This window comes from Salicibibacter kimchii (assembly GCF_003336365.1).
In the GTDB taxonomy this organism is placed as follows: domain Bacteria; phylum Bacillota; class Bacilli; order Bacillales; family Marinococcaceae; genus Salicibibacter; species Salicibibacter kimchii.
This window is the reverse complement of the sequence record NZ_CP031092.1, coordinates 1,820,952-1,846,298: the sequence shown is the minus strand read 5'-3', so window position 1 is coordinate 1,846,298 and position 25,347 is coordinate 1,820,952. Positions and strand designations below refer to the sequence as shown.

Below are 25,347 nucleotides of genomic sequence, written 5' to 3'. Positions count from 1 at the left end.
GGGAGAGATCTTAAAATGGCAGAAACAATGAAAACAAGCATTAAGGGCGGCGGCTTTTTACTGGGTGAAGTGGACAAGCAGGATGTCTTTACACCGGAGGAATTTACGGAAGAACACAAGATGATCGCGAAGACGACGGAAGACTTCGTTAGCGGAGAAGTAGGCCCGCTGATCGATCGTATTGAAAACCATGAATTTGACGTCTCTCGGGATCTTTTAACAAAAGCCGGGGAACTTGGCCTGCTTGGCGCGGACGTCCCCGAGAAATATGAAGGGCTGAGTCTCGATAAAATCAGTTCAACATTAATTACCGAGAATTTTTTCGGTGCGGGTGGCTTTTCGCTCAGCCACGGCGCGCACGTCGGCATTGGCTCCCAACCGATTGTATTTTTCGGCAATGAAGAACAAAAGAAAAGGTATCTTCCGGATCTCGCAAGCGGAAGAAAAATTGCAGCTTACGCGTTGACCGAACCAAGTTCCGGTTCTGATGCGCTTAGCGCGAAAACAACAGCCGTGTTGAACGATGCAGGCAGCCATTACGTTTTGAACGGGGAGAAGCAATGGATCACGAACTCGGCTTTCGCAGATGTATTCATCGTTTACGCGCAAGTCGATGGCGACAAATTTACTGCTTTTATTGTGGAGCGTGAATATGAGGGCGTCTCGACAGGTCCTGAAGAGAAGAAAATGGGCATCAAAGGATCATCGACACGGACGCTTATTCTTGAAGATGTAGAAGTACCGAAAGAAAATGTGCTCGGTGAAATCGGACGCGGGCATATTATCGCTTTTAACATCTTGAATATGGGCCGTTTCAAGCTAGGTGTCGGTTGTCTCGGGGGAAGCAAGCGTGCAATTGAATTAGCAGCGAATTACGCGACGGAGCGTAAGCAATTTAATACGCCGATTGCCCGTTTCACAACGATCCAGGAAAAACTGGCTTCTATGGCTGTGAAAACGTATGCCCTTGAAAGCTCCACCTACCGCACCGGCGGGCTGTTTGAGAAACAACTGGGCGATTTGACCGAAGAAGAGCAAGAAGACGGTTCGCGAATCGCAAAAGGCATTGCCGAGTACGCCATTGAATGTTCATTAATAAAAGTTGACGGTTCGGAAACGTTGGATTATACGACGGATGAAGCGGTTCAAATCCATGGCGGTTACGGCTTTATGGCGGAATATGAAGTGGAGCGTATGTATCGTGACTCCCGCATTAATCGTATTTTCGAAGGGACCAACGAAATTAACCGCCTGCTCGTTCCTGGGACGTTAATCCGGAAAACGATGAAAGGGGATCTTCCTTTCCTTGAACAGGCAACCGGCCTTCAAGAAGAGTTGATGTCGTTTATGCCGGAAGAACCCGGAGACGAGCCGTTAGAAAAAGAGAAGTATCTCCTCGCCAATGCGAAGAAATTATTCCTCATGGGAACCGGCACTGCCATGCAAAAGTACGGAGAAAAAATCGAAGGCGAACAGGAATTACTTTTGAATACGGCAGATATTGTAAGTGCGATTTATAACATGGAATCCGCGATTGCTCGTACGGAAAAGGCTATTGAGCAAAATGGTGTCGAAAACGAAGCGATGAAACTTGCGCTCACCCAGGTCATTTGCGAAGAAGGGCTGCAAAACATTGAAGCGGATGTCAAAGAATCCCTCAACCACATGGAAGAAGGAGACACCTTGCGCACAATGCTTTCCATGGTAAGAAAACTCACCCGTCGTACATCGATCAATGTGATTGGCGTGAAGCGCGAAATCGCCGATAGAATTATTGAGAAGAAAAAATATGAAGTATAAGCAGTAGATAAAACCCGTGTTACTGAATGTGGCACGGGTTTTATGATGTTGCCGGTGTTTTACGATATAGTGGAGGTTTAGTCGAAAATAGAGTTTTTACTTTTGACGATGTGAAGCACCCTGATGCAAATACGTTTCCAAAGTTTTTACGGGGCTAGTGCAAAGTGGCTGGAAAACGTTCGGTCGTCAACTGCTTCTGGCTCCCTAACTCGGACAATTGGCCGCCTCATGGCGACCGAACGAGCGATTGGCTTTCGTGTTCAGTCGCCATGACGTCTCATGAAGACCGAGGAGCCCTGCTTCGCAGAAAACATTCGATCATTGATGATAGCCTTTGATATCTTAACTCGGGCAGTTCCAGTTTAAGCCTGTCGATCACTAACCCCGGTTTGACGTCCTAATCCTGACTCCGGTAGTCGGTGTGATCACTTATTACAGCCTTTCTGCACTAGTGGGTATTCAATCCACCTCAAACGGTGGAAAAGTGATTCTGAGAGGGATTAAAACCCTGATCTAACCCCTTAAAGGGAGGGAAAGTGAATCCGTGAGGAATTACAATCCCGATTTAATCCTTAAAACGGACGGAAAGCGATTTTAAGAGGAAATACAACCCTGATCCAGCCGCTCAAACGAAGGGAAGTCTACGCAGAGGGGACAAATAGAAACGAACATGAGTTCCTGTATCCTTTGCAGGAATCAAGGATCTCGTTCCTTTAGTGGCGAGAGGTTCAAGCACTTGACTTAGAGTCAACTATAAAGTGTAAGGTTTTTGTAAGAGAAAAAAACGCAGAGATTTCTCTTGTGAAATATTAAATTCTAGGAGGCTTTAATATGGTAACTGCAGGAGGAACAGGGATGAACAAACCTTATATCATTATACACACACATACGTCCATCGATGGCAATCTGGATATTATGGGATTGCGAGAATTTGAAGAAGCGAGTCTACAATATCAAGAACTTTCACTGGATCCTGAAAAACAACAGTTTGGCATACAGGGCTATCTGAACGGTAAAACGACAACAGAAGACAACATTACCCATTACAAACAACCGGAGTTGGATGAAAACGCAGCCCCCGTCCCTGAAGGGGACTATGTGGCGGACCCCGATGCTCCCATGTATTATTTAGCCATGGATATACGAGGAGAATTAGCTTTTGAAGAGAACACCTTTGGCTATGGCAGTGTCCCTTCACACATTGTCGTTACCTTAACGGAGCAAGTGTCAAACGCCTATAAAGATTTTCTCAGAAAGAAAAAGATATCCTATATCATTGCGGGCAAATATCACATTGATTACGACGTGATGCTGGACAAGTTCTACAACCTGTTCGATATCAAGCGAATGATGGTCGGAGGAGGCGGAACGATCAATTGGTCTATGGTTCAAAACGGACTCGTTGATGAAGTCAGTGTCATCTTGGCTCCGATTGCAAATGGTGATCCAGGTGGGCACCGATTTTTCGTTGCAAAAGAACCGTATTCCAGCATTGAAGAAACAGCCTTTCAACTTGAATCCGTTAAAGAATTGGGACACGGTACATTATGGATTCGCTATTCTTTGAAAAAGAAGTAAAATAGAGTACCCTCTCCCTTTTTAAAGGGAGGGGTATAACCTCAATCCGAAGAAAAAATAATTATTATTAATAGACAGCGAGAAGCGTTAGCTGAAAAGCTTCATATAAAAACATGGATATGAAAGCGAGGAAGATTAATGCGTTTAGAAACAAAAGCCATTCACGCTGGGCGTTCGATTGACAGTGCCACGAGTTCGGTGACGATGCCACTTCATCCCTCTACCACATTCGAACGAGCTGAAGATGGATTCTACCCAAATGCATTTGCATATAGCCGTGAGAGTAATCCCAACCGTCGTGCGCTGGAGGACTGCCTTACATCGCTTGAGGAGGGGGATGATTGTGTCACTTTTGCATCAGGCATGGCGGCAATCACCTCGTTAATCGAAACGCTTCCTGTGGATCAACCACGCCGGATGATTATGCCGGACGATATGTATCATGGCATTCGTTCCCTTCTTTCCGAAACGGATATCGGGTCAAAGTTTGACATTGAGATTGTTGACATGACGGATCTTCATGCAGTTGAGGAGGCAGTTAAAAATAATCCAACCGTTGGTCTCCACCGAGTTGAAGCTTGGCCGTTCCACTAGCCGCGACAAGCACCTCGTGCGAGTTGCTGTGATAATTGGATGGTGAAGAATACGATGTTATTTTTCAACTGATAGAGAATGATTTCGCATTAACAGAAAAGATAGACGAAGCCTATAAAGAAAAATATGGTAACAGCAGTTATCTTTCACCTATGTTAGGAAAAGGACCTGTTAGTGCAACAGTGAAGGTTTCACCGCGAGATGAATAAAGCAGCATACGAAACCACCGAATCAATGTGATGAGGTGGCTTCATTCAGTGATCAGTGGGCTACCGTGGTTTCATCATTTTTCCATGTGGTAGTACTAGTGGAAAGTGGCTTAATTACCCGATCATGGGGGCAGGTGGAAAACGTTCGGTCGTCAACTGCTTCTGGCTCCCTAACTCGGACAATTGGCCGCCTTATGGCGACCGAGAAAGCGGTCGGTTCTCGTGTTCGGTCGCCCTGACCGTCTCATGAAGACCGAGGATCCCTGCTTCACAGGAAGACATTCGATCATGATGATAGTCCTTGATATCTTAACTCGGGCAGTGGCATTTTTAAGCCGGTCGATCACTAACCCCGGTTGATGTCCTAATCCGGACTCCGGTAGCCGGTGTGATCACTTATTTCAGCCTTTCTGTACTAGTGGTCTGTCTCAGAAATTCTTCCTCCCTTTGTTCGCCATACGCCCAGTCTCTCTCGATGGTACGCATGTATCAGACAGACACTTTTGTTGATGTCATCAATCATACAAGGTGACCGATGCAAAAGCGTTATCGGATCCTTTGACCGGCTTCAACGCATGCTAAGACGGACGATTTATGCAATATCGTCCGTCAAAAGGGTTGCTCCTTACTCTGAGACGGACAATTTTCGCGGTATCGTCCCTCTAAAGGATGGTTTCTCACTCTTAGGGGGGCGGCATTGCGTTATCGCATCTCTAAAGGGAGGCATATCACTCTGCGATCGACCAAGGGAAAGGATTTCTGAAATAATGCACTAGTAAATCGGGCACTACCCTCAACATTTTAGATGAAGGAATCAAAAGTGACATATACAGTCATCACCGGCGCGAGTTCAGGAATCGGATATGCAACAGCGCTAGCATTTGCAGAACGCGGAAAAAATCTTATACTGGCTGCCCGTAGAGAAGATAAACTGGAAGAATTAAAAGGTAAAATCTCAAGGATAAATCAAAATCTGGATGTCATTGTAAAACCTGTGTATTTATCAGTAGCAGAAAATGTTCATGCATTTTATGATTCATTAAAACAATAAGAGTTAGAGACATGGATTAACAATGCCGGTTTTGGAAATTTTGACTCTATGGGAGAACAACATTTAAGTAAAATTCAACCAATGTTACATATAAATATCGAGGCATTAACCATTCTTTCTTCACTGTTTGTGAGGGATTATGAAAATGTGGAAGGCAAACAGCTGATTAATGTCTATTCAGCAGCCGGCTATATTATGATTTCTGGTTTGGTGACTTATTCCGCAACAAAATTTTATGAAAGCGCATTCACGTAAGGTCTGGCTCAGGAATTAAAAAGTAGGGGGTCAAAAATACAGGCTAAGGTTCTCGTCCCTGCCGTTACGGAAACAGAATTCGAACAGCGTTCTTTGGATTTGGATGAGTTTCAATATGAAGGGCAAATCCTGAAGTTCCATCCTTCAAAAGCAGTGGCTGGCTTTATGTTAGACCTGTATGATAGCGACCAGACTGTAGGGTCTGTAGATGAAAATACTTATGAGTTTCAGTTAAAAGATCCAATTTTTCTATTCAGGGAAGGTTGAAGAAACGTCCAACTACAGGATGTAGGCTAATGAGGCAAGGTTTTAATTAAATGAAGGTGGTGAGCAGCGTGGAAGTGCTCTATTTTTCAGCCAGAAGCTCTGTTTATGAGATTAAAAAAAGGACTGAGAATGTGTGATGAACGAAAAGTCGACACCGAATGTATTGTTATGCCTTGCCGCAGACCCCACTCGTCCAGGACGGCTGTATGGAAGGACATTTGACGATGGTCTTTGGATCAGTAATGACAGCGGTGAGACGTGGGTTCCCGCCGGACCGGGGATATCGCATAACCGCGTAATGAGTGTCGCCGTCAGTCCGACGGAGGTCAAAAATGGGTATCATGTCGTTTGGGCAGGCACGGAACCTAGCGGCTTATTTCGTTCCGAAGACGGGGGTCAAACGTGGGCCGATTGCCCGGCATTGCTTAATTTGTCGTCACGATCTTCGTGGAGTATTCCGCCTCGCCCCCATATGCATCACGTGCGTTCGGTTGAACCGGATATTCACGATGATAATCGCATCTTTGTCGGGATTGAACTCGGCGGTGTCATGAAAAGCGAAGATAAAGGTGCGCATTGGGAGGATCGAAAACCGAATTCCCAATATGAATCCCACGCATTAATGACCCACCCGCGCGTTCCGGGGCGGATATACGAAGCCGCGGGCGGGGGGTATGCCGAAAGTTTTGATGCCGGCAACACATGGCAGACGGTCAATAACGGTCTTGATACCTATAACTATTTGGTCGATATTGCCGTGGATCCAGGGGATGCAGATACGATGGTGGCATCGGCTGCAAAAGGACCGTATACAGCATATAACCCTTCGCGAGCAAACACGATTTTGGTAAGGCGCGAAAAGGGTGGTCCCTGGACGCCTGTATATGACGGTCTTCCTGACGCGGAGGGTTCCGCGGTCTTTGCGCTTGCTTCACATTCATCCGAACCAGGTGTTTTTTACGCCGTCAATAATCTCGGCTTCTATATGTCACATGATGTCGGGCGAACATGGGGTAAAGTCCCGGTGGAATGGCCGGAGCATTTGCAAGGAAAAAGAATTCACGGGCTCGCGATTAACATATAGAGGGAGCTTATAAAAAATTCCTGCAATAAATTATGTATATCCCTTGACCTCGAGCTGACTCTAAGCATTACTATTCCATTTGTATTCAAAAATAAACAAATGGAGTGGTATTAAATGAGTCACTATGTAGTAGATAACTTCCAAAATTTCGATAGTCGCACGTATGAGATTTATCCCAATATTCCACATCAAAAAGTCAATTTCACTAATCGTTTTGGTATAACGATTGCGGGGGATTTATATTTTCCTGAGGAATTTGATGAAAATAAAGCTTATGCTGCACTGATTGTTTGCCACCCTCATGGAGGGGTGAAAGAACAAGGCAATGGCATGTATGCACAAGAAATGGCAACGAAAGGATTTGTCAGTTTAGCCATTGATTTCTCTTATTTTGGAGAAAGCGGTGGTATGAGTCGGCAAATGTCAACACCTGAAGGTTTCATCGAAGATATCATGCAGCTGTTGATTATATCGGCACAAGAGCGTATGTAGATGCTGAGAAAATTGGTTTAATAGGTATCTGCGGGAGCGGAGGATTTAGCATTGCGGCAGTCAGCTTGGATCCGCGTATTAAAGCAGTGGCAACTGCGAGTATGTATGATATGGGCAAAGCAAATCGAGAAGGCCTAAATCATGCTATGGGACTTGAAGATCGTAAAGAAGTCCTGAAAGAGTCCAGCGAAAATCGTTGGAAAGAGTTTCAAGGTGAGCCGACGGCTCATACCAACACATTTCCTGAATCTTTAACTGAAGAAGAATTTAATCAACTCGATCCCGTGTCACAAGAGTTTATCGTTTACTATAGTAATTCAGAACGCGGGCACCACTATCTAGGTAAAGGGGCCATCACTTTTAATAGTAAAGCGGCACTGATGAATTTCACGCCTTACACGAACTTAGACTTATTGGCCGGAAGGCCTTTACTGATCGTAAGTGGAGAAGAATCTCATTCACGAGAGTTTAGTGAGGATGCCTATGCGCATGCGTATGAACCAAAAGAGCTTTATTTACTACCGGATACGAGTCACACGGACTTATATGATCAAAAAGATAAAATACCATTTGATAAGCTGGGAGATTTCTTCAAAAAAAGTTTAAATGAATAATCATTTCGAGTAGGCGGAGGCGATTAACCTCCGGCCTCCATTAGTTAATAGGAAGGTCTATTTTATCATCTTTATGAACATCTTCTGTTCCTGCCTCCAAAGCTGTCTTGTAATACCAGCATTTATGATTGATGAGTTCCATTGTCTTGTTTAGTTCTTCCATTTTTGATTCGACCGTAGCTTTTCGTTCCATAAACATATCAAATCTTTGTTGCAACGTGGAATCTCCTTCAGAAACCCAATCAATGAAATTTTTTATCTCCTTAATCGGCATTCCAGTGGCTTTTAAACATTCAATGACATTTAAAGCCTCGATATCGGATTCATTAAACACTCTTGTTCCACTAGGTGTACGCTCTACAAAAGGCATAAGTCCCTCTTTGTCGTAGTAACGCAAGGTATATACGGTAAGATTCAATTCTTTAGCAACTTCGCTGATCGAATAGGTTTCCATCATGCCTCTCCTTTTTCTTTTTAGACTTAGAGTTAACTCTATGTATAGAAATTAGTGTATCACGCTATTTTCTGATGGTCAAAAAAATTTTTGAAGGAATCGGCATTTGGACGGAACCAACCTATGTATTTTGAGTCGACTTAATGGTGTATGGTATAACTATCAAAAGATAAAGGAGAGGTACGATTATGGCCATCAAAGACAAAGTCGTTATTATCACGGGTGCATCCTCAGGCATCGGCGAGGCAACAGCAAAATTATTAGCATCCAAAGGTGCGAAAGTCGTATTGGGGGCTCGCCGTGAAGATAAATTAAAAAAAATAGCTGATGAAATCAAAAGCGAAGGGGGAGAAGCGGCCTACAGGTTAACGGATGTTGTGAAGCCCAAAGACAATGAGGAGCTTGTCAACGCAGCAAAAGATGCTTTTGGTAAAGTAGATGTTATCTTCTTAAATGCTGGGCTTATGCCCAACTCACCACTATCCGCATTAAAAGTCGATGAGTGGAATAGCATGATTGATATTAACATTAAAGGCGTTTTAAACGGAATAGCTGCGACATTACCAACGTTTATCGAGCAAAAATCCGGGCATGTCATTACCACTTCTTCTGTAGCCGGATTGAAAAGTGAACCTGGTGTAGCCGTTTATGGCGCGACCAAATGGGCCGTGCGCAATTTGATGGAAGCTTTACGTATGGAGTCTGCTCAAGAGGGGACAAATATTCGTACAGCAACTTTATACCCTGCAGCGATTAATACGGAATTACTGGATACCATTACGGATAAAGATACGTTAGAAGGCGCCACAGAACTTTATAAACAGCATGGCATTACACCAGATCGTGTGGCAAATGTTGTAGAATTTGCCATTAATCAACCTGAAGATGTAAATGTCAACGAGTTTACAATTTGGCCAACGACACAAATGTAAAGATAAACCTTCATATGGTGTTTAAACGCAAAACAAGTGTAAGAAAACATATCATTTCTTACACTTGTATGTTTTTAATTTCTAGTAAAACTTTTAGTTTCGAATAGCATGGTGTATTCGTAATGCTCAGACCAAAGGGCGCTTTCTTGTTCCTGAATTGAGTCTCTTTAACTGATCCTTTCCATTCAAAGTGCATTAAGTCTATTACAAATCAATGTAATTACCAATCCAATAAACGTCCGGTCACGGAACACTTTCTAAGCACTAACTGCCCAACACCTCGTGTTGTAATTACTCTAAAAATGCCGACTGTTCCTCAATAAAAGGTGCGTGTGAGGCATTTTCAAAAGTATAAAAGTTCTTTTTAGGTGCTTTCAGATGATCATAGAAACGTAATGCTTGGCGATGTGTGGTTAAATAATCATGTTTCCCCTGAAATATATAAACATCGGTATTTATCTCACTAATTTCAGCCGCTAAATCCGTCTTGGCCATCTTTTCGCCAAAGGCTTGATACGCGTTTGCGAGACCTCGGAACACATTCATTCTTTCTTTCAATGAGTACTGACGTGTGCCAAATACATCTTTTAAACCTTGTGAATTAGGGTATCCTTCGCGTAAAAAACCGCCCCCAAACTTGTTTCTATATTTATCAACCACTGCAAAATATTTTCGATCTTTATAATAAGCATCGCTATAATTTACGTTATTGATCTCGGAAATCCACTTTTCATTTCCCGTTGCTCTGACCTTTTCAGAAATGACATTGTAGGTTTCTTTCTCAGATGCGCTTTGTGATCCAACTGGTCCCACACCAATATAAGCATGAAAAAGATCCGAACGGATACTGGCGGTTTTGCTGCCAATAATCGTCCCCCAAGAATGTCCCATCAGATAAACTTTTTCTTTGGAAAACTTTTGATTTTACGAGTTGATCGATTGTTAAGCCCTTTTTCTCCGACGTATAGGACATGCCTGTGCCGCGTTGATCCCAATAACAAACTGTGAACAGATGATGTAATTGGACATCATTTGCTTGAACGATTGGATATAATGGATAACCTGGCCCACCGTGAACCACAAGTAAAACCGGTAAGTTTTCATCTGTTGTTTCAACAATTAAACCTTGCTTAATCCCATTGATATATACATACGATTTAGAAACCCTCTTACTGCATTTTTTCCTAAAACAACTCCCTCATGGTACCCTATACTTAATTACGATAATTTTCACATTATTTTTCATTCCTTTAAATAGAGGCTTTTCTCTTTTCCGGAAGATGGAACAAAAAATAAAAATTTCTAGAATAAATTTCTGCGCATATAGAACACACGTTCAAGATCGTGCTTATGCAATTCGCCTATATAGCGTTTCAATTCAGATCCATGTACAGAAATAATTTTTGAAGAACGTGCTACAGATGGCTTTAGCAGTCCGGAGTGTCTTTCTTGCTCACTCAACATGTCAATTTCCTGGATGATTTTATCTGGAATAGACATACGACACACCTCCATTGAGCTATATTCTCATTGTCCAACCTAAAGTACTCAAAGAACCATATACGAAAAAATACCCCCCCTTATTCCTGATATGCGCCCGTTAGCAGCATAAAGTGCCGAGAGGAGCAATGTAATCCCTCTAACGGAGGGAATGCTGCGCCGAGTGGAACAAGTAGCTCAATCTAATCCCTCAAACGAAGGTCGATCCGCTCTGAGAGGAACAAGATGTAACCGTTCCATTTCTTCTCATCTTCAACATAATGGCTCAAATCCGGAATAGTTTTTATTCCAGATAAGCGATTCGATTGTGGTATATTTTTTTATAATCATTTAGATCATTCGTTTATGAAAGGGCAATCAGCAAACATAATAGAAAAGCAATACTTGATAAAGGCGTCATAGCAAGCCTTTCCTTCTTACTCTGAGATATTAGGTTTGCTATTGTACTTAATCCAAGGAAAATGGTAATAACCCAAACTAATATGTTAGTTGGCAAAAAGTCTAAACCATTTAAGACGTTAGCATGTTTCAGAAAAATAATTCCCATAAATATAAGAATAATAGCACTTATTCCACTCACACTCCGTAATTTTTTTGGTAACACCTTATAATATCCGCCCATTGTAAATTCACCTAGTGGATATCCTAGTGAGAGTAACACCTGAAAAACTGCTATGGATGCAAACAGGACTGCAACGATAATTGTTGAAAAATAAATCAAATCGATTTCCATTCGTAACCCCCTAGAACTTTTACACATTTTTTCTTAAATTAAGTGGTATGGTGCAATGATAAAACATCACGCAACGTATGGTTCAAGAGGATTTTCACAATTTCTTTTCATATGTAAGCTCAAAGCTTTATGTGTGCGATAAGAGCAGCATATTAAAAGACAAACAGAAAAACATTCTTATGCAACAATCTGGCGTGGTCGTATTCTGGTACAACTTTTATTCCACAAAAGCGCTTCGTTTGCGGTAAGCAATAATTGCTTATTTTAACGTTAATCGCAATCAAATATTAATTATTTTGTTTTTTTAATTTAATGATAATAAAAGATGGTCTACGCTTTTCGTTTATTAATTTCGGCATTCGCTCTATCCCAGTCGAAGTTGACTGTGGTTCGATTATTTTATCTAACACAAACCTGTGTTCACTTGGTTTCATTTATTAACCTCGCCCATACCCCAATAATTCACCTTTTCCCATAAATAGTGTCACAAGACCACCCAACGGAATTCTCATATATCCGGGGCCGTAATGAATGGGGCCCATAGCGGCTTGCAATTTGTTATTGATTTCCAGTTCATGAAAAATAGTTTTATTAAACAACCTTCCTCCAAAAAAAAGCCTTGATAAATATCATTAATTCACGAGCCGTAGAAATACAACCGCCACTGGCGCGAATACTTCTAACCATTTTCGGAAGATAAAAGGAGGTGTCCTTATAATAAACATTGGGAACAAAATCATCTTCATCTATCGGAAGGTATGTATTTTTGAGTCCTAAAGGCTCGAAGATGAATTGCTTATAAACATCTTCTAATGTTCTCAACTTTCGCACCTAGATAATGATCACAAGCCCTACGGTTGCTTGGCCTAGGAGCTATCAGGTGTGGTCCTTGACATGAGAAATAATCATAAAAAAACACTTCGACTTTTGGTATAGTGTAATTGACAGAAAACACAACCATAAAGAAGAGGTGCATCCTCCTACGTACTGATGGACAGTTGGTTTACACAGCCGCCATTGATCCAGGCCATCACGGAACAGGGCCTTGACGTCATCGGCATGGTCAAGAAAATGAAACAGCGTTATATCGTGGACGGTAAGCAGGTTGATTTAGAACAACTCTACCGCCTCGCTGCCCCAAGAACCGGGAAAAAGGCGTTGCTTCGTTCCATTCATACAACAATGGCCAACGGCGTTCCTGTCAAAGTTGTTTTTGTCCGCAATCGAAATAAAAAGAGTGACTGGCTGGCGATCCTCCGTACAGATTGTACATTAAGCGATGAGGAAATCATCCGCATTTACGGCATGCGATGGGATATTGAAGTGTTTTTCAAAACGAGCAAGTCCCTTTTAAAGTTGCAAAAAGAATTTCAAGGCCGCTCATATGACTCCCTGATCAGCCATACGACCATTGTCTTTGCCCGGTACATCGTACTGGCTTGGCAAAACCGATGCAGCACCGACCAAAGGACGCTTGGCGGTATGTTTTATGACGTCTGTGATGAAGTGAGCGAACTCGATTGGGCCGTGACTCTTCAGCAGCCTTATCGAGCTTCTTGAAGATGTCTTCAACAACAGCAACAAGCAAATGAAAACATTCATCAAAAGTCAACTCCAACAATGGATCGAGGTCTACCCAATTATATCAAGGTGTACCTGCCTCATTTGGGCTGCGAAAGTTGAGTAATGTTGAATCAGTAACTATTTCAATTATTTTCCCTAGTATATCAAAGTTCACATTTGCGTAATGGGCCCTTTTTCCCTTATCCGGTTCAAAGTGTGGCTTCAATTGTTTCGTTTTCAGGATGGTTTCATCAATACTAATTTGCCTATCCCAATTGCTCGCACGTTTTTTTGCCTGATTGCTGCCTTCTTCTATGGCATCCGGCAATCCACTTGTATGAAATAATAAATGAGAGAGTGTAAGATCCATGGAATACTCTTGCCCCTTGTATATATGAAGGCTACTCAACGTACCTTATTCAGAGTATTTTGACATTTTGTCGTCTAGCGACAGTTTTTCTTGCTCTCTCAAAATAAGAATACAAGTGCTTGTGAACAACTTTGTAATGCTTGCCGTTAGGATGGGGGTATCTGTCTTCTTACCTCCGTATCCAAGATGATATGAAAAATCTCCGCTAGCGTTTTCTATAAGTAGCAAAGATTCATGTATTTGTTTGTTTTTCGTAACTCCTTCGAAGACTTTTTTGATTTTTTGTTTTTGAATCTCCATATATATCTTCCTATCTTTTTCATTACAATGAAATTTTGACCGAAGGAATTATTCCATCCCTGTTCCGTATAAGCGCCTCGATTGATTAATAAGCAAAAGGGGGATCACAAAGATCCCACTCTAACTACTTCTTTTTCTTAACAGGAACCCAAATTTCTGTTTTCGTATCGTTTCCTTTAACAAATTCAGGATCTTCAGCTAATTCATAACCAGATGCAGGGAACCACTCGTTATACACTCGCTCCCATGTCGTTAATAATGCATCCGGCATTTTCCCCTTGGCTTCGAATACCGCCCACGTATTGGAAGAAATCTGCAATTGATCAAATTCGTCGGGGCATGACTTCGTAGTTGCTGTAGCAATATAGTATTCGATGTCCCCATTCTCATTGGTCAATGAAACATGCAATATACCCGAAAACGGTGTATTGTCGTATGGTGTAACATCTTGCTCGATCTTTTCGAGGTGCTCCCACATTTTCGGATTAAATTCAGTTTCACTAGACGCTACCGTTTCTTTCTTCCCCACGACGGTAAATGCTTCTTTCTCAACAAATCTGTAGTTCATTTCTACATCTCCCTTAATCGCAATTTGGAAGGTCATTCGAGGATAAGCTTTTAATGGAACGTCAGAATTTTTGGCTGAACTAGGCGTTACTTCGTGGAGCGTTTGAAATGCCCTTGAAAATGAATCGGGTGAATTGTACCCATACTTAATAGCTACATCAATCACTCTCATGTCACCTTCTTTTAAATCAAAAGCAGCTAAAGTTAAACGCCTTCTCCGAACATATTCCGCCAAAGGTATACCAGCTATGAACGAAAACATTCGTTTAAAATGATGCTCAGAAAAGCAAGCGATCTTTGCAACTTCTTCATATTTGATCTCTTCAACCAAGTTGTTTTCAATATAGCTTACTGCTGCGTTCATATTTTCAAGCAAATCCATTCGAATAACCCCCTTCGCTTTTAAGAATAACAAGATAATTATTCAATAATCCGATAAAATCTGTTCAGTTTTATCGGGTGAACCAGAAAAGCATGATTTTAGATAATGGTCCGAGAAATGAATTCGTTATTCAACTAAAGCGCCTCGTTTGCTTAAAACTCTACATTTTTTTACGCTGAATAAGAATGCTAATGCCATTACTAACGAAGACTAAGCTCATCCAAACTGTCATTGTCGTTCTTACTTGTTCCACAGTTGGATTGAAAAACTCAATAAATAACAGATGAAAAGTAAAACCGAGAAATATAAAAACAAAGGCTGCCTGTGCTGCTTTAGCAAGAATAGTCTTGCCTCTTTCATCCTTACCTTCCGATGATGTGAAGGTAATATATACACCAATGCCGTACGCCGCAAGTATTATAGAAATAAGATATATCGCAATCATCCTCCACGCTCTCCTTTCTTTTCATATGAAAAAATCTCATCAATTCTTTTTCTGTACAATTGGGAAATTTCAAATGCTAACATAAGAGATGGATTATATTTGCTTGCTTCAAGGGAGTGTATCGTTTGCCTGGTTACACCTAGTTGTTCTGCTACGTACTTTTGTGTCCATCTTTTCTCAGCTCGTAGAAGATATAAATTGTTGCTCAAAACACGTTCGCTTTTTTTCAACTGTCCCCCTCCTCGATATTAAGTTAAAAATAATTTACATATGTAATATATATTTAACGTTATTGAGTGTCAATCAATAATGAATAGAAACTTTGTTTTGATTTAACGGCTTAACCCCCAATACACGATTAAAGGCGCTTTCCACTCTTTAGAAGAAAGCGCCTGTTTTATGTTATAGATTAAATGCTTTTGCTTTGTACTGTTCCATTAAATGGCCTGATTCTGTTTTACCCCTCATATGATTGAGCAACGACATGACTTCGGCTTCCATTCCGTCCCAATTATCATCATACTCGCCGAGATAAGCTTTTCTAGCGATATCGAGCACTTCCGCCTGCTGCTTCGGTAACTTAAGGATCGCCCAGGTACGCTGAAAGCAAAAGAATTTATCGATACAGAACAAAATAAGGAAGGCTATAATGAAAGCAAGTACTTGCATTCGTCAGTTAAGGAATAATATAATAACCCGACGCTCTCCCTTCAGTACCAAAAAAACAGGCAATTGCCTGCTTTTTCACACGATTGGCCAAGTTTCTTGTTTATAAGACATTTCCCAGAATAAATATTCTAGCTGGCAACTTTTCATAAAGTGATCTTTCATTCGTTCCTTTTCATGCGTGCTTGCAGTCTTGGCATAGGTATCCAAACGGGCACAGAAATCCTGGGTCACACTCAAACCATCGCGACTGTAAAAATGAATCCAGTCATTGAAAGGATGAGCATCGTCCGGTTTCTTTTCATCCAATAAATAATCACCGATTTCGTTGTACGTCCACGGGCAAGGGAGCAGAACGGCTATAATCTCTCCAATTGTCCCCCCATGGGCAACATCCAGCATATGCCGAGTATAATGGTGGGCGGTAGGTGCGAGCGTTTCATATTGAAGGTCTTCATACCGGACACCGGCGACTTCGCAAAAATTGTTATGGGGGTGGATTTCACTGTTTAAAACAAAGGATATTTGCTCGTTAAACATAGCCATGTCCTCACGGTTTTCGCAGCGATTGATCGCTAATCCATATATTTGAATAAATGTATTCAAATATTCGAAGTCTTGTTTTACATAATGCATTAATTGATCAGATTTTAAATCCCCATGTCCAATCCCTTGAACGAATGGATGTTTAAAAATAGCTTGAAAAATAGGGTCAGCTTCTTTTCTTAATCCTTCAGTAAAGCTCATTAAATCTTCCTCCTCCTGAGTGTTGCACTCACTAGAGAAAATACGAAAAGCCGCCCCGGGAAAACAGAGCGGCTGAACAGGCAGATATACATATATGGATATATGGATATGTATCCCATGATCTCCGGACTCCACTTCCCTACGCTGGCGTGAACCAGATCAGGTTCCAAGGGTCAAAGCTGTACTTTTCTCAGCCGCTTAACGGCTCCCCTAGTGAATGCTTTACTTTATCTAACTACAGCTAAACACATTTAGAACAATTTTACAATGGTTATTTTTACACAAGCCCCCGAAAAAGTGGAATAATACATATTTCTCCAAATGAAGGACGTTTTTTATTCCATTAAAGCGCCCGATTGCGGCGGATCATTTTCTATTGAATAGTATATTTGTACTGTGCAGCAAATGAGTTTCTTTTATTGAACTTACTTTAATATCAGAACAGTGTTTAATACTATTTATCAAGTTTAAATGGTTTCGTGTTGGTTAGCAAAAAAACAAATCACTCTTCTTCATTAATCAAAAACAAAAGTAAATTCCATATCCTCTGGTGGTACTTACCCTAACTGGATTTTAAATACTTTACTGGCGATGAAGTAGGCGATGACCATGATCCCAACGCACCAGGCAAGCGCAATCCATCCTTTCAGCTTAGGTGACAGGATCTCAAGTTGGTGATTGCTCGTCAAGGAAACCACTTGACAACCAATCACCAACTTGAGGAGTAATGGTTAAGATGAAGAGAAAAAAATGGTTAATCTCAAAAAAAAAAGCTGAACACGCTTCTGTATTAAGGGTGTCCAAAAAGTTAAAAAAGGAGCGAACCCTTGACAGTTTTGTTCATATCAGAATTTCTGAGACAGACCACTAGTCACTGAAAAAACGCTAAAAGTATGCAAAAAAGCACGCCTGGGGAGCCCTAGAAATGAGAGTATATTGGTTCCCATTCAAATAAAAACACCCAGCCAAATCGCGTTAACGATCGCCAGCAAAAGCATTATTTTTTCGCAAGCAGATACTTGTTGATCATCATTGATATTCATTTTTGTAACAAGAACGACGGAAGCAGTGACAATCACGAGTAGCCCCAGGCCTGCCCATAGGCGTTCCGTTCCCAACCAAAAGATGCATGCTCCGGTTAATAAGAGATAGATCAAAGCCGGAAAGCGGCTATAAGCCTGCCCGAATTTTTCCATCGCCCATACGACCGTCGTTCGTTTCTTTGGTTTAGCCTGTTGGTCGGCGTGACGGTCGGGGATGTGATGGACCATGACCCAAGCCACACAAAAGAGGGCATTGATCGTAGCGTTTTGCAACGCCCATGCGGGAAGGTCATCCAGCGCTAGCCACGCACCGGCCAAACCGAGCGCCAGCATGGATGGAAACAAACTCAATACTTCGCCCACAAACGGACGGTAACTGAGTCGTAACGGAAGACATGAATAGGATGCGGCTGCCCATACACCAATTAATAACAAAATGGAAATTTGATAAAATCCAAAGAAAACAAGCGCGATACAGGAGAAAACAATGGCATAAATCAAACGGTCGCCGAGCTTTTCAAGGTCATCAACAGAGAAGTACCCATCTTGCGTGACGCGGCTCCCGCCCGAGAGGATTGCCGGACTGTGTGCATCCGTACCCGATTTATAATCGGACACATCGTTTAAGAGATGGGTGAGCACACCGTGGAAGAAGAGAGCCCCGATGCTTAGAATCATAAAAAGAGAGATGATGGCATCAGTCGAGATCGAGTAAAATAAAATAAGTGGAAGCAAAGTGGATAGAATAGTCGAAAAACTTGAAGAGGCAACGGCCGTGAATCGAAGCAATTGCCAGCTTCCTTGGATAACGGATAGCGCTCGGGTTGCCATGGTATGGAAAGCTCCTTTTCGTTGATGGATGTTTCCATTATAATATATTTATTCGATGAAACGGGTAAATTTTTCAACCTCTACAGTATAAACGCTTGTAAAAATATCGTATAATGATGAGTGAACCTTACGGTACATAAAGGAGGTTAGGATTTGCTTACCGTTTTTAGTTACCCGCCATGCGGCACATGCCAAAAAGCAAAGAAGTGGCTGGATGCCCATGACGTGCCCTATGAAGAAAGACATATGGTTAAGGAACCGCCGACACGAGAGGAACTCAAGGACCTAAAGGAAAAGAGCGGCCTGGAATGGAAGAAGTTCTTTAACACGAGCGGGAAAAAATATCGCGAAATGGGTCTAAAAGACAAGCTTCCGGAAGCAAATGAGGAAACAATCATCGGCTGGTTATCGTCGGACGGCATGCTCATTAAACGGCCGATTGTGACCGATGGAAAAACAGTCACGCTTGGATTTAAGGAAGCAGAGTTTCTTGATAACTGGAAATAAACCGAATGATTAAGGAGGAGATATCATGGCTTCACCAAAAGAATTCAAGTATTCGGAAGAACATGAATGGGTAAAAGAAGAAGGGGACAAGGTTCGAATTGGGATTACATCCTTCGCGCAAGATGAACTTGGCGACATCGTATTCGTTGAGCTTCCGGAAGTGGGCGATGAAATTAAAATAAATGAGCCATTCGGCAGTGTAGAATCGGTAAAAACCGTTTCCGAACTTTACGCGCCGGTAAGCGGCAAAGTGGTGGAAATCAACGAAGAACTCGAAGACTCTCCGGAATTTGTCAATGAATCCCCATACGACAAAGCCTGGATGGTCGTCGTCGAGCTTTCCGATAAGGCTGAATTGGATCAATTGATGAGTGCCGAGGCGTATGATGAAATGGTCGATGAAGATTAAAAACGGAGCTGCTCCCAAAGTGGAGTGGCTTTTTTGTTGGTTTTAAGTACTTATTTTTCCAACCACGTCTGCGACCAATGTTCCAATTCATTCATTAAAGGTTCCAAAGCCATTCCTTTTTCTGTTAACGAATATTCAATACGAATCGGTGTTTCCGGAAATACTTCGCGTTTCACAATTCCTTCTTTCTCTAAATTCTTTAATCTATCTGATAAGAGACGACCGCTAATTCCGATAGAGGATTCGACCGCGCAAAAGCGTTGCGGGCCTCTAAGTAACTGGTAAATCACTAATCCCGTCCAACGTTGGCTTAATATGCTCATTGCTTTTTCAAATTTGGGACAGAGTTGAGTCTGGTTCATCTTCCATCACTCCTTGATCATAATAGTAGCATAATAGATGATATTATGCTATATTGATGTAAGTAACTAATTAAAATAAATTTACTTACAAAAAGTTATTAAAGTAAAGATAAAACAATTAGGTGGTGTTTTCATGGGTATTTTAGAAAAAATATTTGGCAAGAAAAAGAAGGATGACACAGAGGCAAGTGAAAAACCAAAGGTGAAAGTAGCTGTCATTTATTACAGTTCTACCGGTACTAATTATCAAATGGCAAAGTGGGCAAAAGATGGCGCGGCACAGGAAGGGGCTGAGGTAAAACTCGTCAAAGTGGCCGAACTTGCCCCTCAAGAAGCGATTGATTCCAACTCGGCTTGGAAAACGCATGTGGAGGAAACAAAAGATGTGCCGGAAGCCTCTCTTGACGATCTGGAATGGGCAGACGCATTTATTTTCAGTACGCCAACGCGTTTCGGTAATTTGCCGTCGCAAATGAAACAATTTCTTGATACGGCAGGTGGACTTTGGGGGCAAGGGAAGCTTGTCAATAAGGTGGTAAGCGGCATGTCCTCGGCCGGAAACCCTCGTGGCGGCCAAGAAAAGACGGTTAAACACCTGTATACAACCATGATGCACTGGGGCGCGATTATTGCTGCACCCGGTTATACAAGTCCGGTCGCTTTTTCATCAGGCGGCAACCCTTACGGCACGAGTGTTACCGCTGGTGATGATGGCATGCAGGAAGAAGTACAGGAAGCTGTGAAAGACCAAGCGAAACGAACCGTGTCGGTTGCAACGATGGTGAAGGAAGGACAGGGACAATAATGGGGTATCATAGCAAACCAAATACGTTTGTCGAGCATGTAACGATCAAGGTGAAAAATTTAGAGCGCTCGCTTCACTATTATCAAGAAGTGATTGGTTTCAACATTCTGGAACAAACAGAAACGACTGTTGAATTAACGGCAGATGGAGAAACGAGCCTGGTGACGGTCGAACAATTGGAAAACCCAGCGCCAAAGCCGGGAAGAGCAACAGGTTTGTATCACTTTGCCTTGCTTTTACCTCGTCGCGCCGATTTAGCGAATATCATTAACCATTTTATTGACAAAAGCGTCCGCGTCGGATCCTCGGATCATTGGGTCAGCGAATCCCTTTATTTGTCGGACCCTGATGGCAATGGGATAGAAATTTATGCAGACCGAGATTCATCGACATGGGAATGGGAGAACGGGCAAGTAGCGATGGCTGTGGATCCGCTGAACGTCCCGGATATTCTTTCCGAAAAGAAAGAGGGGGAGTCATGGGAAGGGCTACCTGCCGGCACCATTATGGGTCATATCCATTTACATGTCGCGGACTTGCAGGAGACGAAGACATTTTACACCGAAGGGCTCGGTTTTGACGTTGTTTCCAAACTGGGTGATCAAGCGCTTTTCATCTCCAGTGGCGATTACCACCATCATCTCGGTTTGAACACATGGGCGGGTGTAGGTGCGCCTGCAACCCCGGACCGTAGCCCGGGCATGAAATCTTATACGATAAACTTGCCGGATGAGGAAACAAGAGAACGCGTAGTGGCAAATGTTGAAAAGACCGGTGCCACAGTGACAAAAGAAAACGGTGTTTTTGTCACCTCTGACCCATCCGGGAATCGTATTCATTTAATGATTTGAGCGTCCCCACGGCTAGAGTGAGCCCGGACATTTTGGAGATGAAAGATGGGAAAATTGTCCGTTGAAGGAGTCACCTCGGACACATTAACAAGAGAAAGGAGTGAAACTGTCCGATCTGAGGGTTAGATCGGACAGTTTTGCTAGAGAAAGCAATAAAAATGTCCGATCCAAGGGTGAGCCGGGCACGATTTGTTTGACCTTATTCGTTTTGGTTTAGGTTAGGGGCATGGTCGAAAGTATGATAGGATAGAAGAATAATAGGACTTGGTTTTCTCAGGGTGGAGTTCACCTACAACCTCCGTCAGTCACGGTTAGCCGTCTCTTACGGCAGGGAGGAGATGAGCGGCCATGGTTATCACTTTTGAAACCGCCATGCTTTGTGTGGCAGTGGCCACTTTAGTCGTTCTTATGATGAAAAATGATAAGAGCGAAAAAAAGTAACCACCCCGAGACCTACCAATCAACGGGTGATTACTCTTCTTGAGTGAACTTCGCCCTTGAAGGACAAGTTCTATGGAAGACCGTAGGTGTACCAGCACCTCGGTCTTTTTAACGCATGCGTATCAAGATTCATTCATACTCAGCACTTGAATAAAATATAACATGCTATAGGATATTTTTCAAATCATTTGTTGGTTTATAAACCGTATCTTTATCAGCCGAAAACGCCTTGATATCAGCCAAAAACATCAATATATCAGCCAAAATAAACGGTTTATCAGCCATTCTACATGCCTCGTTATGTTCATCCCTGTCTTTCATAAGAGTTGCCAAATAACCGCGCGGTCACATCTCGAATTAAGCCGGGTAAAACTCGGAAACTAAATGGCTTGTAGAGACGCTCGCTCCATTGGTGGGCGTCTTTGCCGTATACCCCCATGTTGAGGGCTGGGATGTTCAGTTTGCGTATCTCATCAACAGGGATCGCATAATCCTCGCCCCATCGCGGGAAGTTATCAAGAAGTGCCGCCAGTTCATCGTCACTTTCATGGATAGCGAGATAACTGCTGTCAGAAATAAAAGGAAAAAATCGACGAATGCGATAGGTCTCTCCGCTTATTTTTTCAGATACGTCAAGTGTTTCGGAAAGTGCTTCCAATACGCGTGCATGATTTTGATTGCCTTCCTCTAAGTAATTATGGGGGAGAAATGGCGGCGCAAAGAAAAGAATCACCCTTGGTTTCCGCGCCGGATCCAGTGCTTGCAGCGCTTCCACGATCTTGAAAAAGCGCTCGCGGATGTCGAGATGCGCAAATGTTTGCGATGTCTGTTCAATTACATCAGCAACCGGCGCGTTCAACGTTTGTAAATAGTTTTTAAACTCATTGAATGTGGTAACTTCGATCGACCAATCGAGCGTTTTTGGCTCTCTCCCCATTCGTTTCATGTAATCGATGTAACGGCTTTCGTATTCTTTTCCCACCGTTTCTGCCGATGTTTTTGCTATGTTCAGTAATTCAGCAGTGGCTTCATCTACGCTTCGTTCATATAGGCAAACATTAAAATACATATAGGCGCTCGTTGCCGTTTGCACATCGTACATTTTCTTATTATCACGTTGATACAAGCACGTCGGCGGTAAAATAAATTCATCGTCAAGCTGCTCAGTGATTTGAATATTATTATGAAGGTCGAGATTGAGCTGAGAAGCGATCGATGTCGGATTCAGTCTTGCCATCGTATCACCTACGTGACTTTCCTTGCCGGCTATGTAAAAACAGGGCAGAATTTTTCCGCACGCGCCTGTGTACATGTAACGCGTGTCATCCCCCTCATATTGAGGGGCGATGTAATCGTCGTTGATGGCGGCAATGTAGCGGAGTCCTTTTTCTGTTTGCAGATGTCGTAACTCTGACACGGCTGCTTTCATGCCCGCGTGCTCGCTTTCTTCGTCAGCAGTGATGAGCAGGAGGATATTGCCGGATGGTCGCTCGCGTTCCGCGTATCGGAACATGTTCACGAGGTGAACGGCAATGCCGCTTTTCATGTCCGTTGCTCCCCGACCGAACAACCAATCCCCGGATGCGGCATCTTCCCGTATTTCTGTATTTTTTGTGTAATCGGTAAAAAAAGCAAGCAATGCCTTCGGATCGAATGCTTGCCCACTTAGGGCGCCATAATCTTCAATGCCTACGGTGTCAAAATGGGCATGATAAAGGATCGTTACTTCTGCGTTCGCTGTCCCCGGTAAAAAAGCGAAAACATTTCTGCGTTCGTCATTTGGAATCGTTTGTAGCCAGACGTGTTCCGGGTGTTTTTGGAAGTATGGAAAGGAACGAATAAGTTTATGTATATAATTGGATATTTCGATTTCACCCGCGCTTCCGTTTGTGCTATCGAGAGCGACGAGCTCAGTCGTTAGCCATTCCGCCTGTTCCGCTTCACGCAAAGATGATAGCTGCTCATACATGGTTTAAAACTCCTCTCGGTGACGTTGCTACATCTTATTGTAACGTGCCAAATTTAATAAAGTTCTTCGGGTTCTTCTATCTCCTTTTTAGAAAAAATACTACCGTTGCTCCTATCAACAGCAAAGGCACTAGCACAGGGGAGAAACCGATTAAGAACACAGCCAAACCGGAGAAAAAGGAAACCAGCACATTCACTGTATCTGTGAAAAGACTTGTTGCTTGCCTCCATGTATTCAGCGATTGCCGATCTTGCAATGTGGAAGCGGCCACCTCTTGCACATTAATGCTCACCGTAGAATAAGCGACATGATTTTCCAAATAATTCATACGGCCCTCGATTTGTTCTATTTCTTCTTGGGTGGAAGCCAAATCATCGGAAATAGCAAGGAGATCTTCCGTATTTTCCGCTTCTTCCATAAACGTAAGCAAACGCTCTTCCACGGTCTCCTGGGATTGGAGACGTGATTCTAAATCGACATATTCCTCTGTAACATCATCTCCGTAAGTAGAACGTTCTAACACTTCCGTCCCTATGACTTCCAATTCATCTAAGAATGGGGTGAAGTTTTGTTGAGGAATTCGCGCGGAAAAAGTTCCGCTACGATCTTCTTCATCATCACGGTCATGAACGGTGGATTCTACGATATAGCCATCCATTTGTTCCACATGCGCTTCGATTTGGCGCTGGGCTTCATCAAATTGTCCTACTTCAATAGAGATATTTCCATTGTAGATAATCATTTGATCCGACGCATCAACGTCTGTTATGTCTTCCGTGTTGCTGTTCGTTTCTTCGTCACTTGTTTCCGTCTCCCCTTCAGAGTCTTCCGCGTCGTCTGCTTCTTCCACTGCAAACTCGGCCTCATCATGACTATACGTATTCGCTCGCTCGTGCTGGGCCGTATCATCATCACTGCATCCCGCGACCGTGAAGCCTGCAATTAAAACGAATGAATGAAAAAATCGACGAACCACACGCCCACCCCTTTAATCAATGTGACGTATTCCGTGTTTAAATGTTACATAATTTTAATGTTTTCATAAATTTTTTTACTGATTTTTATCTTGATTTTGAGTGCAAAAAATTCTCGTATAGTCTGTGATTTTGTCTTAATGCCTCCCTTCGAAATAAGATCATGATCAGTGATTACGCGTTCTGCAATCGGCAAGTATGTCAAAAACAGAACGTAAGAGGCTTTCAAACGTTCTAAAATTGACAGGACTGCCGAAAACAGATTGTAAAACGGCTTCCAATGATCTAAAATCGGTGCGATCGCCGAAAACAGATCGCAAGGCTCCGATCCACACCGCCGAACAACACATTCCCAAGGAATCACAGTCGTTGACAGCCTGCAAAGCTGGTGCTAAAATAAATACATTCATAGAATACTATTCTTATCTGGAGAGGCGGAGGGACTGGCCCGATGAAGCCCGGCAACCGGTAATGATGGATTACAAAGGTGCCAATTCCTGCAAGGGGTGCTCCCCCTTGGAAGATGAGACAGAATTCAAGTGTAACCTTTCT

At 42.7% G+C, this 25,347-nt stretch carries 25 protein-coding genes, 6 pseudogenes and 2 riboswitches; of the genes and pseudogenes, 14 read left to right on the top strand and 17 right to left on the bottom strand.

Annotated features, from left to right (window positions below; genetic code table 11):
• Positions 1-15: 15 nt before the first annotated feature.
• From DT065_RS09325 to DT065_RS09290, 8 genes and pseudogenes are all read left to right on the top strand, one after another.
• Complete coding sequence (locus tag DT065_RS09325) at positions 16-1,800, top strand: acyl-CoA dehydrogenase FadE (RefSeq protein WP_114372761.1); 1,785 nt, start codon at positions 16-18, stop codon at positions 1,798-1,800.
• 855 nt (positions 1,801-2,655) lie between these two features.
• Positions 2,656-3,378, top strand: coding sequence for a dihydrofolate reductase family protein (locus DT065_RS09320; RefSeq protein WP_114376221.1), 723 nt, complete (start codon positions 2,656-2,658; stop codon positions 3,376-3,378).
• 138 nt (positions 3,379-3,516) lie between these two features.
• Positions 3,517-3,972 carry a PLP-dependent transferase gene (locus DT065_RS09315; RefSeq protein ID WP_114372760.1) on the top strand — a complete coding sequence of 152 codons (456 nt, stop codon included), beginning with the start codon at positions 3,517-3,519 and terminating at the stop codon, positions 3,970-3,972.
• Positions 3,973-4,007: 35 nt separating this feature from the next.
• A complete protein-coding gene (locus DT065_RS09310) occupies positions 4,008-4,181 on the top strand; it encodes a DUF2255 family protein (RefSeq protein WP_114372758.1) in 174 nt (57 codons plus the stop codon).
• A gap of 820 nt (positions 4,182-5,001) precedes the next feature.
• Positions 5,002-5,754 (top strand): annotated as a pseudogene (locus DT065_RS09305) (SDR family NAD(P)-dependent oxidoreductase).
• Between the two features lie 133 nt (positions 5,755-5,887).
• Positions 5,888-6,838, top strand: coding sequence for a WD40/YVTN/BNR-like repeat-containing protein (locus DT065_RS09300; RefSeq protein ID WP_227002529.1), 951 nt, complete (start codon positions 5,888-5,890; stop codon positions 6,836-6,838).
• A 114-nt stretch (positions 6,839-6,952) separates the two neighbouring features.
• Complete coding sequence (locus tag DT065_RS09295) at positions 6,953-7,330, top strand: alpha/beta hydrolase (RefSeq protein ID WP_114372756.1); 378 nt, start codon at positions 6,953-6,955, stop codon at positions 7,328-7,330.
• Between the two features lie 110 nt (positions 7,331-7,440).
• Positions 7,441-7,944, top strand: coding sequence for an alpha/beta hydrolase (locus DT065_RS09290; RefSeq protein ID WP_160112480.1), 504 nt, complete (start codon positions 7,441-7,443; stop codon positions 7,942-7,944).
• Positions 7,945-7,984: 40 nt separating this feature from the next.
• On the opposite strand, the gene DT065_RS09285 is transcribed toward DT065_RS09290, so the two are convergent.
• A complete protein-coding gene (locus DT065_RS09285) occupies positions 7,985-8,398 on the bottom strand; it encodes a MerR family transcriptional regulator (RefSeq protein ID WP_114372752.1) in 414 nt (137 codons plus the stop codon).
• Positions 8,399-8,586: 188 nt separating this feature from the next.
• On the opposite strand from DT065_RS09285, the gene DT065_RS09280 reads away from it, so the two are divergent.
• Complete coding sequence (locus DT065_RS09280; RefSeq protein ID WP_114372750.1) at positions 8,587-9,330, top strand: SDR family oxidoreductase; 744 nt, start codon at positions 8,587-8,589, stop codon at positions 9,328-9,330.
• Between the two features lie 291 nt (positions 9,331-9,621).
• Here the strand turns inward: DT065_RS09280 and DT065_RS09275 are convergent.
• The 5 genes and pseudogenes from DT065_RS09275 to DT065_RS18880 all read right to left on the bottom strand — a co-directional run.
• Positions 9,622-10,239 (bottom strand): annotated as a pseudogene (locus tag DT065_RS09275) (alpha/beta fold hydrolase); the annotation flags it as partial.
• 393 nt (positions 10,240-10,632) lie between these two features.
• A complete protein-coding gene (locus tag DT065_RS09270; protein ID WP_114372746.1) occupies positions 10,633-10,830 on the bottom strand; it encodes a putative type II toxin-antitoxin system PemK/MazF family toxin in 198 nt (65 codons plus the stop codon).
• 343 nt (positions 10,831-11,173) lie between these two features.
• Positions 11,174-11,563, bottom strand: coding sequence for a hypothetical protein (locus DT065_RS09265; RefSeq protein WP_227002527.1), 390 nt, complete (start codon positions 11,561-11,563; stop codon positions 11,174-11,176).
• A gap of 287 nt (positions 11,564-11,850) precedes the next feature.
• A pseudogene (locus DT065_RS09260) lies at positions 11,851-11,985 on the bottom strand (SAM-dependent methyltransferase); the annotation flags it as partial.
• Between the two features lie 169 nt (positions 11,986-12,154).
• Entirely contained in the window at positions 12,155-12,385 is a 231-nt protein-coding gene (locus DT065_RS18880; protein WP_160112479.1) for a hypothetical protein, read from the bottom strand.
• A gap of 153 nt (positions 12,386-12,538) precedes the next feature.
• On the opposite strand from DT065_RS18880, the pseudogene DT065_RS09250 reads away from it, so the two are divergent.
• Positions 12,539-13,246, top strand: a pseudogene (locus DT065_RS09250) (IS4 family transposase); the annotation flags it as partial.
• Here DT065_RS09250 and DT065_RS19310 read toward each other — a convergent pair.
• From DT065_RS19310 to DT065_RS09205, 8 genes and pseudogenes are all read right to left on the bottom strand, one after another.
• Positions 13,209-13,796 (bottom strand): annotated as a pseudogene (locus DT065_RS19310) (serine hydrolase domain-containing protein). The pseudogenes DT065_RS09250 and DT065_RS19310 sit on opposite strands and share 38 nt — an antisense overlap.
• 124 nt (positions 13,797-13,920) lie before the next feature.
• The gene (locus DT065_RS09235) at positions 13,921-14,745 is read right to left on the bottom strand and encodes an AraC family transcriptional regulator (RefSeq protein WP_114372740.1); all 825 of its coding nucleotides are present in this window, start codon (positions 14,743-14,745) and stop codon (positions 13,921-13,923) included.
• A 160-nt stretch (positions 14,746-14,905) separates the two neighbouring features.
• Positions 14,906-15,190 (bottom strand): hypothetical protein, encoded by a 285-nt coding sequence (locus DT065_RS09230; protein ID WP_114372539.1) that lies wholly within the window; start codon positions 15,188-15,190, stop codon positions 14,906-14,908.
• Complete coding sequence (locus tag DT065_RS09225) at positions 15,187-15,420, bottom strand: helix-turn-helix transcriptional regulator (protein ID WP_114372738.1); 234 nt, start codon at positions 15,418-15,420, stop codon at positions 15,187-15,189. The genes DT065_RS09230 and DT065_RS09225 overlap by 4 nt, the downstream gene beginning before the upstream one ends.
• A 172-nt stretch (positions 15,421-15,592) precedes the next feature.
• Positions 15,593-15,859, bottom strand: coding sequence for an aminoglycoside adenylyltransferase domain-containing protein (locus tag DT065_RS19590; RefSeq protein WP_227002525.1), 267 nt, complete (start codon positions 15,857-15,859; stop codon positions 15,593-15,595).
• A gap of 75 nt (positions 15,860-15,934) precedes the next feature.
• On the bottom strand, positions 15,935-16,603 hold the full coding sequence (gene tenA, locus DT065_RS09215; protein ID WP_114372736.1) for a thiaminase II: 669 nt from the start codon (positions 16,601-16,603) through the stop codon (positions 15,935-15,937).
• 119 nt (positions 16,604-16,722) lie between these two features.
• Positions 16,723-16,825, bottom strand: a riboswitch (TPP riboswitch).
• A gap of 335 nt (positions 16,826-17,160) precedes the next feature.
• Positions 17,161-17,244: pseudogene (locus tag DT065_RS09210) on the bottom strand (ABC transporter permease); the annotation flags it as partial.
• A gap of 306 nt (positions 17,245-17,550) precedes the next feature.
• The gene (locus DT065_RS09205; protein WP_114372734.1) at positions 17,551-18,477 is read right to left on the bottom strand and encodes a prenyltransferase; all 927 of its coding nucleotides are present in this window, start codon (positions 18,475-18,477) and stop codon (positions 17,551-17,553) included.
• A gap of 153 nt (positions 18,478-18,630) precedes the next feature.
• On the opposite strand from DT065_RS09205, the gene DT065_RS09200 reads away from it, so the two are divergent.
• Together DT065_RS09200 and gcvH are read left to right on the top strand one after the other, a co-directional pair.
• Entirely contained in the window at positions 18,631-18,984 is a 354-nt protein-coding gene (locus DT065_RS09200; protein WP_114372732.1) for an arsenate reductase family protein, read from the top strand.
• Between the two features lie 25 nt (positions 18,985-19,009).
• Positions 19,010-19,393: a glycine cleavage system protein GcvH gene (gcvH, locus tag DT065_RS09195; protein WP_114372730.1), complete on the top strand. Its 384-nt coding sequence runs from the start codon at positions 19,010-19,012 to the stop codon at positions 19,391-19,393.
• Between the two features lie 50 nt (positions 19,394-19,443).
• Here gcvH and DT065_RS09190 read toward each other — a convergent pair whose 3' ends face one another.
• On the bottom strand, positions 19,444-19,755 hold the full coding sequence (locus DT065_RS09190; RefSeq protein WP_114372728.1) for a winged helix-turn-helix transcriptional regulator: 312 nt from the start codon (positions 19,753-19,755) through the stop codon (positions 19,444-19,446).
• A gap of 133 nt (positions 19,756-19,888) precedes the next feature.
• Here DT065_RS09190 and wrbA point away from each other — a divergent pair, with 133 nt between their 5' ends.
• Positions 19,889-20,560: an NAD(P)H:quinone oxidoreductase gene (gene wrbA / locus DT065_RS09185; RefSeq protein WP_114372726.1), complete on the top strand. Its 672-nt coding sequence runs from the start codon at positions 19,889-19,891 to the stop codon at positions 20,558-20,560.
• Entirely contained in the window at positions 20,560-21,411 is an 852-nt protein-coding gene (locus tag DT065_RS09180; protein WP_114372724.1) for a VOC family protein, read from the top strand. Before wrbA ends, DT065_RS09180 begins: the two co-directional genes overlap by 1 nt.
• A gap of 745 nt (positions 21,412-22,156) precedes the next feature.
• Here DT065_RS09180 and DT065_RS09175 read toward each other — a convergent pair.
• Together DT065_RS09175 and DT065_RS09170 are read right to left on the bottom strand one after the other, a co-directional pair.
• Positions 22,157-23,821: a M20/M25/M40 family metallo-hydrolase gene (locus DT065_RS09175; protein ID WP_114372722.1), complete on the bottom strand. Its 1,665-nt coding sequence runs from the start codon at positions 23,819-23,821 to the stop codon at positions 22,157-22,159.
• Between the two features lie 76 nt (positions 23,822-23,897).
• Positions 23,898-24,797: a DUF4349 domain-containing protein gene (locus tag DT065_RS09170; RefSeq protein WP_114372720.1), complete on the bottom strand. Its 900-nt coding sequence runs from the start codon at positions 24,795-24,797 to the stop codon at positions 23,898-23,900.
• 417 nt (positions 24,798-25,214) lie between these two features.
• Positions 25,215-25,325: riboswitch (SAM riboswitch) on the top strand.
• The last annotated feature ends 22 nt before the right edge of the window (positions 25,326-25,347 follow it).